Genomic DNA, 14,922 nt, shown 5'->3' with positions numbered 1-14,922 from the left:
ATGACACTCAAGAAGCTGGAACACGTCGGTGTCGTGGTCCACGATCTCGACGCGGCCAAGGCGTTCTTCACCGCGCTCGGTCTCGAACTGGAAGGCGAAGCGTCGCTCAAGGGCGACACGGTCGCCGGACGGTCACGGCGGCCTGGAACTGATCAAGTACCACACGCCGGAGGGGCCGGAAGCCGATCCGCGCGCGCCGATGAACACACCCGGCATCCGCCACTTCGTGTTCTCGGTGGAGGACATCGACGACGTCCTCGATCGCTTGCGGCCGCATGGCGGCACGCTCGTCGGCGAGCTGGTGCGGTACGAGGACAGCTACCGGCTCTGCTACGTCCGCGGTCCGGAGGGGATCGTCGTCGAGCTGGCGGAAGAGCTCGTACGCCGGGAAGCGTAGACGAGAAGCCGCGTCTCGACGGATTCCCGCGAAGCCTTGCGCTGTCAGCATTTCCACCATGACCTTGACAGGAATCCTGGCCGCCGCGCTGATCGTCACCGGCGCGCCCGCCATCGTGACGGACGACGTCCGCGTGCGCACCGGGGCGATCGACGGCGCCCGGTACCGGGTCGAGGTGCCGTCGAACTGGAACGGCAAATTGCTGCTGTACAACCACGGCATCTACCCGCCGGGCTACGTGCCCGAGGAGATCGAGCTCGCCAACCGGGAGGAGGCGAAACCCGTTCTCCTCGGCGAGGGTTATGCGCTGGCCGCGTCGCTCTACAGCAAGCCGCACGGTTTCTCGGCCCGCGAAGCCGTTCACGACCAGACGGCGCTGCTGTCCTGGTTCGACCACGCCTTCGGACGTCCGGAGCAGGTGCTCACCTGGGGAGCTTCCGGCGGCGGGCTCAACGCGGTCCTGTTGTCCGAGCGGCTTCCGCACCGGATCGACGGCGTGCTGGCGATGTGCGGTCCCGTCGCGGGCGGGTCCGCGGTGTTCGGCCAGGCGCTCGACCTGGGGTTCGCGGTCCGGACGCTGCTGGCGCCGGAACTGGAGGTCGCCCGCATCGCCGACCCGCGGGCGAACCTCGCGAAAGCCCGTCAGGTGGTCGCGACGGCGCTGGAATCACCCGATGGACGGGCGCGGCTCGCCCTCGCCAACGCGTTCGCCGACGTCCCCGGCTGGTCGACGGCGCATCATCCCCGATCCACCGATGTCGCCGCACAGATCCGCCAGCAGACGGAATTCGTTCTGGCCGTCTACGACCAGCTGTCCTGGGGCGCGCACCGAGCTGATCTGGAGGTGCGGGCGGGCGGGAACCCGACCGGGAACACCGGAGTGGACTACCGCGACATGCTCGCCCGGTCCAGTGAACGTGACCTGGTGAAACAGGCTTACCGTGAGGCCGGCCTGGACCTCGGCGCCGACTTGGCCGCGCTTGCCGAAGCGCCCCGGGTCAAGGCCGACAACGCCGCCTCCCGATGGCTCACCCGCGTCGGGACGCCGACAGGACGTGGCCGTCCGCCCGTCGTCACGCTGCATCCGATCGGCGACGGCGTCGCCCCCGAACACGAGCGGACCTACGGCGACCGTGTCGATTCCGGCCTGATCCGGCAGCTGTTCGTGAACCGGGGCGGCCACTGCCAGCACACCGCCGCCGAGGAACTGACGGCGTTGCGCGTGCTGCGGGACCGCGTCGAGACCGGCCGCTGGCCGTCGATGTCACCCGAGCGGTTGAACGCCGAGGCGAACCGGTTCGGCCCGGAGTTCCGCTTCCTCTATGACTGGCTGCACGGTGAAGGGGGCACTGCCGCACCCGCGTTCCGGCGGTACCACCCGGCTCCGCTTCCTCGCTAGGGCTGAGCGCGGAACCGGTCCGTCGCCGCCAGCAACGCGGCCAGGATGCCGGGCTCGTCGTACACGTGCCCGGCATCCGGCACGATCACCAGTTCCGACTCCGGCCACGCCTTGTGCAGGTCCCACGCGGAAACCGCGGGCGTGGCGAGGTCGTACCGCCCCTGCACGATCACGCCGGGAATGTCCTTCAGCACGGCGGCGTTTCGGATCAGCTGTCCCTCTTCGAGCCACCCGTTGTGCACGAAATAGTGGTTCTCGATGCGCGCGAACGCCAGCGCGTACTCCGGCACGGCGAAATCCGCCACCAGTTCGGGCCGGGGGAGCAGCGTCCCCGTCGCGCCCTCCCAGGTACTCCACGCGACGGCGGCGGGCCCGTGCACCGCGGGGTCGGGGTCGGCGAGCAGCTTCGCGTACAGCTCGACGGGATCGCCGTCGAGCCCGGCGATCGGCGCCGTGAACTTCTCCCACAGATCCGGGAAGACGTTCGCCGCGCCACCCCGGTAGTACCAGTCCACTTCGGACGAACGCAGGGTGAAGACCCCGCGCAGCACCAGTTCCGACACCCGTTCCGGATGCTTCTCGGCGTACGCCAACGCCAGCGTCGACCCCCAGGACCCGCCGAACACTTGCCACCGCGAGATGTCCAGCGACTCCCGCAGGCGTTCCATGTCGTCGACGAGATGCCAGGTCGTGTTCGACGAAAGATCACCCGACACCGAAGCGTGCGGCAGCGACCGCCCGCACCCGCGCTGGTCGAACAGGATGATCCGATAGGCGGACGGGTCGAACAGCCGGCGGTGCGACGGTGAGCAGCCGCCGCCGGGCCCGCCGTGCAGGAACACCACGGGCTTGCCGTCGGGGTTCCCGCATTCCTCCCAGTACACGAGGTTGCCGTCTCTGGTGTCCAGGTGGCCTGACGCGTGGGGCTCGATCTCCGGGTACATGGGCCTATCGTCGGACACGCGGCGCGGTTCACGGAGAGACAGGGCTGTCCGCCCGGCGGCCGACCCCGGCTCGCTTGACAACCGCTGCGCCACCCGGTCTACTGGAGTCATCGAACAAGCGTTCGAAGTGCCGCCTTCCCCGTGGCACGCCGGTGCCGTCCACAAAGGACGGTCTAGGTGTCGTGGGGAGGCGAGGTCCGGTGACAGCGGAGGTGGTCGAGGCGCGGGCCTTGCCGTTGGCGAGGCTGGCGGCTTTGCCAGGTGTGAGCACGGCCAGTGGCGTGGCTTCCGCGGCCGAACACGCGAGGACGACGGGAAGGGTGCTCCCGGTGTCCCCGGCGTTGTCCGGTCTGCTGCCCGCCGCGGGGCTCCGGCGCGGGAGCACCGTTTCGGTGCTGGGGTCCACGTCACTGATGCTCACCCTGCTGGCCGCCGCGACCGCCGGCGGTGCGTGGGCGGTCGCGGTCGGCCTGCCCGCGCTCGGGGTGGTCGCCGCCGCGGAACTCGGGGTCGAGGTGGGCAGGCTGGCGCTGGTCCCCCGTCCCGGTGCCGAGTTCCCGGCGGTGACCGCGGCCCTGCTCGACGGCTTCGACCTCGTGGTCGTCGGTCCGGGGCTCGCCCGGCCCGAGGTGGCGAGAAAGCTGTCCGCCCGCGCGCGCAACCGTGGTTCGGTGCTGCTTTCGCTGGGCTCCTGGCCCGGTGCGGAGGTCGAACTGAGCTGCCGTCGCTCGCGCTGGACGGGCTTCGAGGGCGGTGGCGCGGGCTACCTGCGCACCCGTGAGGTGGAGGTACGGGCGGGTGGCCGGGGTGCGGCCGCCCGGCCGATGTCGGCCTTGCTGCGATTTCCCGGCCAGGGCGAGGTCGAGCGGGCCGACTTCCCCGCGACCAGGTGGGGGACGGCGTGAACCCACCCGTGCGCATGCTGGTGCTGTGGTGCCCGGACTGGCCCGCGGTCGCCGCCGCGGCCGTCGCGGGCGAACCCGTCGGCCGCCCCGCCGCGGTCTTCTCGGCGAACCGCGTGGTCGCCTGCACCGCGGTGGCCAGGGGATACGGCGTCCGCCGCGGGATGCGGCGACGCGAGGCCCAGTCCTGCTGTCCGGAGCTGGCGGTCTTCGGCGAGGACGACGGTCGTGACGCCCGGCTCTTCGAGTCCGTCGCACGGGCGGTGGAGGAGCTGGCCGTCGGTGTCGAGGTGGTACGCCCGGGGATCGTCGCCGTCCCGGTCGACGGCGCGGCCGGTTACTTCGGTGGTGAGCACGGCCTTCTCGAAAGACTCGTGGACGAGGTGTCCGTGGCGGCGGGAGTGGAAAGTCAGGTCGGCGTCGCCGACGGCCTGTTCGCCGCGACGCTCGCCGCCCGCCGTTCGACGCTGGTCGAACCCGGTGGCACGGCGGAATTCCTGGCCCCGTTGCCCATCCGCGAGCTCGATCAGCCCGAGGCGGGCCGCGCCGAGCTGGTCACCTTGCTCAAACAGCTCGGCCTGCACACGCTGGGCGCCTTCGCGGCGCTCGACGAAAGCGACGTCTCCGCGCGCTTCGGGGCGGAGGGTGTGCTCGCGCATCGGCTGGCGCGAGGACGGTCCGAACGTCCGCCGTCGCGTCGACGGCCGCCACCGGAACTCTCCCTGGCGAAGGCGTTCGACCCGCCGATCGACCGGGTCGACGCCGCCGCTTTCGTGGCGAAAGGACTCGGCGAACGCTTCCACGCCGGGCTCGCCGCGCACGGGCTGGCCTGCACCCGGCTCGGCATCTACGCCACCACCGAGACCGGCGAACAACTCGGCCGGGTGTGGCGCTGCGCCGAACCGCTGACCCCGCTCGGTGTCGCGGACAGGGTGCGCTGGCAGTTCGAAGGCTGGCTGAAGGCCAAGGAGCGCCCCAGTTCCGGCGTCGTGCGGTTGCGGCTGGAGCCGGAGGAGACGGTCGAAGGGCGGTTGCTGCAGCTCGGGTTGTGGCAGGCGGGCGCGACGGGTGTGCTGCGTCCGTCCACAGAGGACGAAGACCTGTCCGGTGAACGTGCCGGCCGCGCGCTGGTGCGGGTGCAGGGATTGCTCGGCCCGGAGAGCGTCTTCACCGCGGTGCTCGACGGAGGTCGCGATCCCGCCGAGCGAGTCCGGCTGGTGCCGTGGGGAGACCGGCGCGAGGAATCGGCGCAGGCGGACGCGAACTGGGCAGGGCGGCTCCCGTCGCCCTCACCGGCGACGGTGTTCGCCCGCCCGGTATCCGCTCAGGTGCTGGACGAGAATGGACGCGTCGTGGAGATCACCGCGCGGCGCCGGGTGACCGCCGCTCCGTTCCTCGTGAGTTTCGAGGGTGGTGAGCCGCGCGAGGTGATCGCCTGGGCGGGGCCGTGGTTCGTCGGTGTCCGGGCCGGCGCGGGGCACGCCCGGTCGGGGACCCGGATGCGGGTGCAGGTGCTGCTGGCCGACGGGCAGGACGCCGAAGAGGCGGTGCTGCTGCGCTTCGAGCACCACAAGAATCCGATGTGGACACTGGAAGGGAAGTACGACTGACCATGGACGAGGAGTACACGCGGCTGGTGCGACGCTGGCTGGAGGAACCGGCCATCCCGGTGCAACGTGCCGAGTTGGACACCGCCTGGGCGGCCTGCGTCCCGCGCGCGGAAGTGTTCGTCCCCGCGCCGAGAATCTCGACCGAGAACCGGTGACCGATGGGCTGGAACAACCCTCCGCGGCCATGGAAGGACCTCGCCCGCGAGCTCGCGGGCGAGGTGCCGTCCGGCGACGGCGGGGACAGCCCCGCCTGGAGTGCCAAACGGCAGGGTTATCAGCCGCCCGCGGATCTGACCGGGCTGATCGGTGACGACGACGGCGCCACCGCGCACCGGGTACCGTACGCCGAACTGCACTGCCATTCGAACTTCAGCTTCCTGGACGGGGCGAGTCATCCCGAGGAGCTGGTGGAGGAAGCGGCGAGGCTGGGCCTGGACGCGATCGCGCTCACCGATCACGACGGCATGTACGGAGTGGTGCGCTTCGCCGAAGCGGCGAGGGAGCTGGGCGTGCACACCGTCTTCGGCACGGAGCTCAGTTTCGGCCTTTCGGGGCCGCAGAACGGGTCCGCCGACCCCGAGGGCGAGCATCTGCTCCTGCTGGCCAAGCAACAGGACGGGTACCTGAGCCTGAACCGGGCGATCACCGCCGGCCAGCTGTACGGCTTCGACAGGCAGTCGTTGTCCCCCAAGGAAAGGGCGGAGAAGGGCAGGCCGGTCTACGACCTGCGCGCGGTCGCCGAAGAGGTACGCGGGAAGTGCGTGGTGCTCACCGGTTGCCGCAAGGGCGCGGTGCGCAAGGCGCTCGTCACCGAAGGCCCCGCAGCGGCCGTCGTGCGGCTGAAGGAACTCATCGACTGCTTCGGCCGGGAGAACGTCTACGTCGAACTCATCGACCACAGCCTTCCCTTGGACAGCACGCACAATGATCTGCTGAGCGAGATGGCCGACGAGTTCGGCCTGCCGACGGTGGCGACCACGGCCGCGCACTACGCCCGGCCGGAGCGGGCTCCGCTCGCCGACGCGCTCAGCGCCATCCGCGCCCGGCGAGGCTTGGAGGACATGGAGGGCTGGCTGCCCGCCGCGGGGACGGCGTTCCTGCGGTCGGGGGAGGAGATGGCCGAGATCTTCGCGCGGTACCCGGGCGCGGTGCAGCGGGCGGCGCTGCTCGGCCGGGAATGCGCGTTCGAACTCCACCACATCGAGCCGAAGCTGCCGCCGTTCGACGTTCCGGAAGGCCACACCGAAGCGTCCTACTTGCGGTACCTCACCGAGAAAGGCGCGGAGGAGCACGAGAAGAACAAGGACGAGGAGTACCGCGAAAAAGCCAGGAAGCTGATCGACCACGAACTGGACATCATCGAAGAACTGGGCTTTCCCGGCTACTTCCTGATCGTCTGGGACATCGTGAACTTCTGCCGGGCCAACAAGATCCTCTGCCAGGGCCGGGGATCGGCCGCGAATTCGGCGGTCTGTTACGCGCTCGGCATCACCAAGGTCGACGCCGTGCGCTACGGCCTGCTCTTCGAACGCTTCCTCGCCCCGGATCGCGACGGTTACCCGGACATCGACCTCGACATCGAATCCGATCGCCGCGAGGAGGCGATCCAGTACGTCTACGAGAAATACGGGCGGCTGAACACCGCGCAGGTCGCGAACGTGATCACCTACCGGGCCCGGTCCGCGGTCCGGGACGCGGCGCGGGCACTCGGGTACTCGCCAGGCCAGCAGGACGCGTGGAGCAAGCAGATCGACCGCTGGGGTGCGTTGCGCGCCACGGAGAAGGACCACGATCACGACATCCCCGAGGAGGTCGTGGAACTCGCCTGCGCGCTCGAAGACTTCCCACGGCATCTGGGCATCCATTCCGGCGGGATGGTGATCTGCCGTCAGCCGGTGAGCGAGGTCGTCCCGATCGAATGGGCCCGCATGGAGAACCGCAGTGTCGTGCAGTGGGAGAAGGACGACTGTGCTGCGGCGGGGCTGGTCAAATTCGATCTGCTCGGCCTCGGAATGTTGTCGGCCCTGCATTATATGATCGATCTGGTTCGTGACCACAAAGGGGAAGAGGTCGACATCTCCGAATTGGATCTCAAGGATCATAACATCTACGAAATGCTCTGCCGCGCCGATGCGATCGGTGTCTTCCAGGTGGAGAGCCGTGCGCAGCTGGCCACGCTGCCTCGCTTACTTCCCAAGACGTTCTACGATCTGGCGGTCGAGGTCGCGCTCATCCGCCCCGGCCCGATCCAGGGTGGTTCGGTGCATCCCTACATCCGGCGAAAGAACGGCCAGGAGAAATGGGATTTCGACCATCCGAAACTGGCCAACGCGCTGGGAAAGACCCTCGGTGTCCCGTTGTTCCAGGAACAGATGATGCAGATCGCCCTCGATATCGCCGATTTCACGCCGGCGGAGGCGGATCAGTTGCGCCATGCCATGGGGGCGAAACGTTCCGAACAGAAGATGGAGCGGCTCAAACGGCGCTTCCTCGAAGGCGCCGCGAAGAACGACATCGAGGACGAGCTGGCCGAGAAGATCTTCGGCAAGCTCAAGGCGTTCGCGAATTTCGGCTTCCCGGAGAGTCACGCGCTGAGTTTCGCCCTGCTGGTGTTCGCGAGCGCGTACTTCAAGTACTACCATCCGGACGCGTTCCTGGCGGGTTTGCTGCGCGCGCAGCCGATGGGGTTCTACTCGCCGCAGTCGCTGGTGGCCGACGCGCGGCGGCACGGGGTGCGGGTGCTCGGCCCGGACATCAACGCGAGTCTTCCGCACGCGACGCTGGAACCCTTGCCGGAAGGGGGAGAACTGCTCGCCGTGCGAGGCGGGTTGTCCACCGTGCGGATGATCGGCGAGAACCTGGCGAAGAAGATCGTCGAGGAGCGAGAACGCGGCGGCCCGTTCGCGGATCTGTCCGAGGTCGCCCGTCGGGTGCGGCTGACCAAACCGCAGGTCGAGGCGCTGGCCGCGGCCGGTGCCTTCGGGTGTTTCGGCGAGAACAGGCGAAGCGCGCTCTGGGCGGCGGGCGCGGTCGCCGACGAAAGCCCGGAGAAACTGCCGGGACTCATCACCGGGGCCAAGGCGCCGATGTTGCCGGGGATGGACGAAATCGACATCGCGGCCGCGGACGTCTGGGCCACCGGGGTGTCGCCGGACAGCTTCCCGACCCAGTTCATCCGGGAGCACCTCGACGAACTCGGCGTCGTCACGGCGGCGGGCCTGCGCGGGATCCCGCACGGCGCGCGGGTGCTGACCGGCGGCGCGGTGACCCATCGCCAGCGGCCGGCGACCGCGGGCGGCGTCACCTTCATGAACCTCGAGGACGAGACGGGGATGATCAACGTCATCTGCACGATGGGGGTGTGGCAGCGCTATCACCGGGTCGCCCGTGGCAGTCCCGCGCTGCTGGTCCGGGGCGTGGTCGAGCGCACAGGCGAGGTGGTGAACGTCCTCGCCGAACAGATCCGGCACCTGCCGCTGCGGATCACCGCCAAGTCCCGCGACTTCCACTGAAGTCCCTTGACGATCACCTGGCGGTCGTGCTGAAGTGTTTCCAGCGTCGCAGTGCACCCGGCAAAGAGACCGTCGCGGGCATGGAGGCGCCGGACCATGGGAAATCATGGAAACCCCTTCTCGAACGGACGGCCGGTTGACGGCGTTCGGAAATCAACTCGTTCAGGTTCACAACTGGCTGCGTAAAGAGCTGGCCGCACTGCACGACGACCTCGAATCGGTCGCGGTCGGGCGCGCGGAGCGGCTGCGCGATCTCCGGGCTCATTGCCTCACCTTCTGCTCGGCGCTGACCAGGCATCACGCCGGGGAAGACGGTGGCGCTTTCCTTGTGCTGGCGGAGAAATTCCCCGAATTGCGGCCGTCGCTCGAAGAGCTCGCGCACGACCACGAGGTCATGACCGGGATCATCGAACGGCTCGAAGAGCTGGTCGCCGGTGTCGGCCCCGGGTCGAGTGAGGCCGAGATCCTGCACGTCCAACGGGAACTGGACGGCCTCACGGCGATCATGGAGACGCATTTCCGCTACGAAGAGAAGCGGATCGTCGAGGTGCTCAACTCGCTGGACATGCCGGAGTGGCAGGAGCCGAAGCCGCCTTTCCTGCTGAAATCGCATTAGGACACGATCTGTCCTATACGGGCTCTAGCGTTCTTCTCATCGCACACGACGACTGAGGAGAACCCCGATGAGCAACCCGATCCCCGATGGCTACCACTCGGTCACCCCGTGGATCATCTCGCGCGACACCGCGAGCGTGATCGACTTCTTGAAGCGGGTCTTCGATGCGGAGCCGATCGGTGAACCGGTGTACGTCGAAGGCGGGAAGATCGGGCACGCCGAGGTCCGGATCGGCGACTCGGTCGTCATGCTGTTCGACTCGCGTGACGACTGGGTCGACACCCCGGCGTATCTGCGGCTCTACGTGGAGGACAGCGTGGAGACGCAGCGCCGGGCGGTCGAGGCGGGCGCCGAAGAGGTGACGAGGCAGACCGAACTCTTCTTCGGCGACCGTGTCGGTCGGGTCCGCGACCCGTTCGGCAACCTGTGGTGGATCCAGACCCGGCTGGTCGACCTCGACTATCCGGAGATGGAGCGCCGGATGAACGACCCGAAGTTCATCGAGGCCATGCGCTACGTCTCCGGCACGGAGATCATCCCCAGTCGCTGAAGTCGGTAGGGTGGCGATAGCGACGCGGAGGTGAGCCGGTGGATCGCCACCCACTCCGGGGCAACCCCGGGGAGCACGAAGACAGCGAGACAAGGCGCCCCGCGCGAGGGCGGCACGCTCCGCGTGCGAGTCCGCGCGGATGACAGGAGAAAGAGTCACCTCCGCGTCGCTCCTCGAACCCATGCCGGCCTGGCGATTCCAGGTGGCCCGTTGGGCGACCTTCGACGATTGCGCCACCGCCCTCGACCTGACGCCCGGCGAACTCTCGTGGTTCGCCGACGCGAGGAGCTGGAACAGGCGTGCGGCCGATCCGATCCGGCACTACACCTACCGCTGGATCCCGACCGCTTCGGGCGGCGTGCGGCTCATCGAGCGGCCGAAGCCGCGGATCGCCGAACTGCAACGCCGGATCGTGCGGCACGTCGTCGACGCGCTGCCGGTGCACGAGGCCGCGCACGGATTCCGGCGCGGCCGGTCGCCGCTGTCGTGCGCGGCATCCCACGCCGGCCGCGAGACCGTGGTCAGGATGGACCTCGAAGGGTTCTTCCCGGCGGTGTCCGCGCGCCGGATCTCGGCGCTGCTCGCGCTCGCCGGCTATCCGCCCGCCGTGGCGGAAGCACTGGCGGGCGTGCTCACCACGGCCGTTCCGCCGGATGTCCTCGCCACCGTGTCGGGGGGACGGCGGGACCCGGCGCGCGTGCGGCTGCTGAACAACCTGGCGGCCACGCATCTTCCGCAGGGCGCGCCATCGTCGCCCGCGGTCGCGAACGCGGTCACGCACCATCTGGACCGCCGGCTCGACGGCCTCGCCCGTGCGCTGGGCGCGGTCTACACGCGGTACGCCGACGATCTGGCGTTCTCCGGGGATTCCCTGCCGCTGCACCGGTTGCTGCCAGGGGTCCGGCGGATCGTGACCGACGAGGGGTTCCGGCTCAGGGACGACAAGACGTCGATCGCCGCCGCGCACCAGCGGCAACGGGTCGCGGGACTGGTGGTCAACAGCGCGCCCGCCGCGACGCGGGCCGACTACGACGCCCTGCGCGCGCTGCTCCACAACTGCGCCCGGACCGGCCCGGAGGAGCAGAACCGGGCCGGTCATCCGGACTTCCGCGCCCATCTGCTCGGCCGGATCGGCTGGATCGCCGCGTCGTCCGAGCGCCGGGCGGCAAAGCTGCGCGACTTGCTCGACGGCATCACCTGGACGTGAGCGGGTATGCGATCCTGGACGGGTGATCGAGACCGCGGAGGACTACCGAGAAGCCGTTCTTTCCAAGCAGTGGTGGGAAAAACGCAGTTTCGTCGGATGTGATTTCACCGAAGCCGACCTGCGCGGGCTGCGTACCCAGGGCTGCACCTTCGACCAGTGCGACTTCACCAAGGTCGACTTCGAAGGCTCGCGCCACGAGGCGTCCGCGTTCCGCTCGTGCACCTTCGATCGCAGTGTGCTGGCGAGCACGCGGTGGAGCTCCTGCTCGATGCTCGGATCGTCCTTTGTGGACTGCCGATTCCAGAAGGTCGCCTTCACCGAATGCGATCTCTCGCTGGTCTCGCTCAGCAAGGCGCGATTGTCCAAAGTGGACCTAGGTGGCCTGCGGCTGCGCGAGGCGAACCTGCTCGAAGCGGACCTGACCGGCGCCGACCTGCGCGGTGCGGACCTCACCGGCGCCCGGCTGGCGGGCGCGAAACTCGAGGGCGCGGACCTGCGCGGCGCGCGGCTCGACGCCAACGGCCTGGTGCAGGCGAACCTCTCCGGTGTCCACGTGGACACCGAGACCGCGATCGCCTACGCCGCCGCGCACGGCCTCGTCATCCACTGACCCCAGATGCAATGAAGGGGCCTTTCATCGCAAAATTTGCGATGAAAGGCCCCTTCATTGCAGAACGGACTAGTCGATCGGCGGTTCGCCCGGGTCCAGCTCGATGAGGTCGCCCTCGGCGAGCAGCTCCTCGATGGACGCCGGCAGCAGGTACGCGGACCCGCCGCCGGGCTGGTTGAACCACGGGATCGCGACACCGGCGAGGGCTTCGAGCGGACGCTGCACGCGATAGACGTGGTACGGCCGGTTCACCCACTCCGGCACGAGCGAGCGCTCCTCGAACGGCGTCCCGGCCGCGTAGGTCAGGTTGCCGTTCGGGCCGCCGAAGCGGTCCAGCTCGCTGCCCGCGGGCAGCTCACGCAGCTCCTTGCCGCGGAACAGCGTCAGCGGCGGCTCACCGTTGAGCGGCGAGATCGGCCAGTTCTGCTTGGCGTCTGGCGCCCCGGCGGCGTTCGCCGCCGCGGGCGGACGGGCCAGTTCCTCGCGCCGCATCGGCGGCGGAGGCGGCGTCACCGGCGGCTCGCGCCGCGGCGGCGCGGGCGGCGGGCTCGCCAGCACCGGGTTCGGCCGCGCCGGGGGTGCGGGCGGGACCGGCGCGGGGGCGGGCTCGTCGTCCAAATCGTCCCCGAGCAGCTCTTCGGCCGTCGTGAACGCGGTCTGTTCCTGTGCCGGGATCGACTCCCGCGGCGGCACCGGATGCGAACCGGTGGCGATCTCGGGGGACAGCGTCGCCAGCACGGGCGGCGCCGGAGGCTCCTCGACGGGTTCCTCTTCGACGGCGGGCTGCTCCGCGGGAGGCGGAGCGCCGTTCGGGTTCAGCAGGACCTTGCCGAGCATGAACGCGGCCGCGTCCTCGGCGTCACCGAACACCGCCGGATTGGTCAGCTTCCCGTCGTACCAGCCGACCCGCCAGCCGCCGCCGTCGACCTGCTCGACGCTCCAGCCGTGCTCGGCGGGCGAGCCGATGCGGTAGACGTCGCCGGGCACGTCGAGTTCGTCGAACTTCGCCTGCAACTCGTTCAGCGCCGGCTCGGTGTGCTCGACGCGGCGCGGTTCGGGCTCGGGGCGGACCTCGGGCGCGGGCGGCGGGGCGTCGACCCGCGTGACCTCGGTGTCCGACGGCGGGGGTGCCACGTTCGGCCCCGCGTCGTGCGTGAGGAGAGGCAGCTCGGGACCGGCGTCGGCCTGCTCGACCGGCGTGTAACCGGTCGTCGTCTCCTCTTCGGGGGGCGCGTACGGCTGGTCTTCCTCCTGCCGGGCGTACGCGTCCTGCTCTTCCTCGACCGGCGGCCGCTCATAGGCGTCGACCTGCGGGACCCGCGCGTACGTGGTGGCCTCCGGGTCGGCCCGAGGTTCCGGCTCGGGATCGGTGCCCTGCCGGTCCTCGTCGGCGAAGACGTCCTGTTCGGACTCGTGGAACCGCGCCTCGTCGTGCGCGTACGGGTCTTCGTAACCGGCTTCGTACTGCTGCTCGGCGGCGGCTTCGTGGAAGTCCTGCGCCTGGTAGTCCTGGGTGTCGTAGTCGTCTTCGTACCGCTGGGCCTGCTCGGCCTGGTCCGGGACACCTGTCTCCGCGGAGGGGACGGCCGCGGCCGCGGCGACCGGAGCGGCGGCCGCGGCGGCCACCGCTGCCTGGTCCGGACCCTGCTGGTGCGGCGGCGGGACGGGCGGCTGGGCGGCGGCCTGGTTCGGACCGGGGCCCGCGGGACCACCGGGTCCGGCCTGACCGGGCGCGGCCTGCTGCGGGGGCGGCACCGGGCCGTTCTGCGGCGGACCCTGCGGAGGCGGGCCCGCGGGCGAGCCGTTGTTGGGCCCACTAGGCCCGCCGGGCCCACCCGGACCGTTGGGGCGCTGCTGCGGAGGCTGATTCCCCCGGGTGAGGTACCCCGCCGCGGCCTGCAGCGTCGGGCCGTCGACCTCGGGCAGCGTGAAGTCGTTCTGCCGGACGTGCTCGATCAGGTCGAGCTCCGGGGAGACGCCGTACTGGCGCAGGTAGAAGTTCACGGCGGCGGGCCAGATCCACTGCCCGTCGCTGTGGAAGGCGACCGGGACGGTGGCCTCGGGGGTCTGCGCGAGCCGGTCGATGTCGTAGCCGCGTTCGGTGACCACCAGCGGCGCGTGGTCGAGGTACTCGAGCAGCCTGTCCTGCTCCTCGATCTCCAGGTCGGGCCGGTTGATCACCGGACGCCCGGCCGGGCCGATCGTGTCGAAGATGCGGGCGATGCGGAAATGCGGTCCGGGCTGCTCGGGGCCGAGGCCGGACATGCGCCGGATCAGCCATTCGGGCACGTTCTCCTCGGAACGGGGGAACATGCGCAGTTCGTCGGAGAGCGCCTGCGGAGGCGGCGCGAGGCGCCACTGCGGCTCGTCGCGGTTGTATTCGAGGTTGTAGCTGGACGGGTGGTCGAGCTGGTAGCGGGCGTTGAACCAGGTGCCGCGCCCGTCGCGATACATCCCGGCACGGAGCCTGCCGAACAGTGTCGCGATGTCGTGCGTCGCGACCCATTCGTGCGAGCTGCCGTCCTCGGTGATGATCTCCCCGGTCATCTCGTGGTACCTGCCGACGGCTCGGTACTCGGCGGTCACCTTCCGCCAATCACGCGGAGCGGCCCGCAGCAGGGCGAGGCCGATCTGTTTGACCAGGGTGTCCTGCTCGGTCGCGTTCAACTGAGTCGTCGGTTGTGCCACGGTCACATTTTGACCGTATCCGCGCTCGCGTGCACCCCGCATGTGGGTTTTGCCGCTATTGACTCCCCGGAAGACGCCCTGACCTGGTGCCGGGTCACTCACCCGGGATACTTACCGAGTGAACCGAATCGCCGACGCGACCCTGAAGGACGAGGACTGATGGCGGTGGCCGGACAACGGCGTGACCGTGGGGCACTGCTCCATCACCTGCCGTTCCTGCTGGTGATGCTGGTGGTGGCGGTCGCCGCCCTCCGGATCGGCCAGTACCACTGGCGGCAGGGGGCCGCGCTGATCGGCGGCGCGTTGCTGCTCGCCGGCCTGCTCCGGGCGGTGCTGCCCGAGGCGAAGGCCGGACTGCTGGCGATCCGGGGCAAACCGGTCGACGTCCTGACCTACGGCGCGCTTTCCGTCTTGATCCTGTTCATCGCCTTCACGATCACCGGCGGACCTCTGTCCTGACGCGCGTGAAGGCCCCCTTCCCCCTCGA

General features: G+C 69.7%; 12 protein-coding genes and 1 pseudogene. 11 read left to right on the top strand and 2 right to left on the bottom strand.

The window, feature by feature from the left end; all coding sequences use genetic code 11:
• Together AC069I_RS01865 and AC069I_RS01860 are read left to right on the top strand one after the other, a co-directional pair.
• Positions 1–397: pseudogene (locus AC069I_RS01865) on the top strand (VOC family protein).
• Positions 398–455: 58 nt separating this feature from the next.
• The gene (locus AC069I_RS01860) at positions 456–1,796 is read left to right on the top strand and encodes a DUF6351 family protein (RefSeq protein WP_478264658.1); all 1,341 of its coding nucleotides are present in this window, start codon (positions 456–458) and stop codon (positions 1,794–1,796) included.
• Here AC069I_RS01860 and pip read toward each other — a convergent pair.
• Positions 1,793–2,740, bottom strand: a complete 948-nt coding sequence (gene pip / locus AC069I_RS01855) for a prolyl aminopeptidase (protein ID WP_478225047.1) — start codon at positions 2,738–2,740, stop codon at positions 1,793–1,795. The two genes, AC069I_RS01860 and pip, sit on opposite strands and share 4 nt — an antisense overlap.
• Positions 2,741–2,970: 230 nt before the next feature.
• Here pip and AC069I_RS01850 point away from each other — a divergent pair, with 230 nt between their 5' ends.
• The 8 genes from AC069I_RS01850 (at position 2,971) to AC069I_RS01815 (ending at position 11,747) form a co-directional block, all read left to right on the top strand.
• Positions 2,971–3,645, top strand: a complete 675-nt coding sequence (locus AC069I_RS01850) for a hypothetical protein (RefSeq protein ID WP_478225229.1) — start codon at positions 2,971–2,973, stop codon at positions 3,643–3,645.
• Positions 3,646–3,659: 14 nt separating this feature from the next.
• On the top strand, positions 3,660–5,252 hold the full coding sequence (locus AC069I_RS01845) for a DNA polymerase Y family protein (RefSeq protein ID WP_478265146.1): 1,593 nt from the start codon (positions 3,660–3,662) through the stop codon (positions 5,250–5,252).
• Positions 5,253–5,254: 2 nt separating this feature from the next.
• Positions 5,255–5,407 (top strand): hypothetical protein, encoded by a 153-nt coding sequence (locus AC069I_RS01840; protein WP_478225048.1) that lies wholly within the window; start codon positions 5,255–5,257, stop codon positions 5,405–5,407.
• Between the two features lie 3 nt (positions 5,408–5,410).
• Positions 5,411–8,764 (top strand): error-prone DNA polymerase, encoded by a 3,354-nt coding sequence (locus AC069I_RS01835; protein WP_478264657.1) that lies wholly within the window; start codon positions 5,411–5,413, stop codon positions 8,762–8,764.
• 106 nt (positions 8,765–8,870) lie between these two features.
• Complete coding sequence (locus AC069I_RS01830) at positions 8,871–9,380, top strand: hemerythrin domain-containing protein (protein WP_478225050.1); 510 nt, start codon at positions 8,871–8,873, stop codon at positions 9,378–9,380.
• A gap of 67 nt (positions 9,381–9,447) precedes the next feature.
• Positions 9,448–9,930 (top strand): VOC family protein, encoded by a 483-nt coding sequence (locus AC069I_RS01825; protein ID WP_340684670.1) that lies wholly within the window; start codon positions 9,448–9,450, stop codon positions 9,928–9,930.
• A 181-nt stretch (positions 9,931–10,111) separates the two neighbouring features.
• A complete protein-coding gene (locus tag AC069I_RS01820; RefSeq protein WP_478264656.1) occupies positions 10,112–11,137 on the top strand; it encodes a reverse transcriptase family protein in 1,026 nt (341 codons plus the stop codon).
• A 22-nt stretch (positions 11,138–11,159) separates the two neighbouring features.
• A complete protein-coding gene (locus tag AC069I_RS01815) occupies positions 11,160–11,747 on the top strand; it encodes a pentapeptide repeat-containing protein (RefSeq protein ID WP_478225052.1) in 588 nt (195 codons plus the stop codon).
• A 69-nt stretch (positions 11,748–11,816) separates the two neighbouring features.
• Here AC069I_RS01815 and AC069I_RS01810 read toward each other — a convergent pair whose 3' ends face one another.
• Positions 11,817–14,441 (bottom strand): TNT domain-containing protein, encoded by a 2,625-nt coding sequence (locus AC069I_RS01810; protein ID WP_478264655.1) that lies wholly within the window; start codon positions 14,439–14,441, stop codon positions 11,817–11,819.
• Positions 14,442–14,594: 153 nt separating this feature from the next.
• Between AC069I_RS01810 and AC069I_RS01805 the strand changes: the two genes are divergently transcribed.
• Positions 14,595–14,894, top strand: coding sequence for a DUF3017 domain-containing protein (locus AC069I_RS01805; protein ID WP_034304513.1), 300 nt, complete (start codon positions 14,595–14,597; stop codon positions 14,892–14,894).
• Positions 14,895–14,922: the final 28 nt, after the last annotated feature.

The organism is Amycolatopsis sp. NPDC043885 (assembly GCF_056435685.1).
The sequence above is the reverse complement of the archived record's forward strand: the minus strand, read 5'-3'. Positions and strand labels throughout refer to the sequence as shown.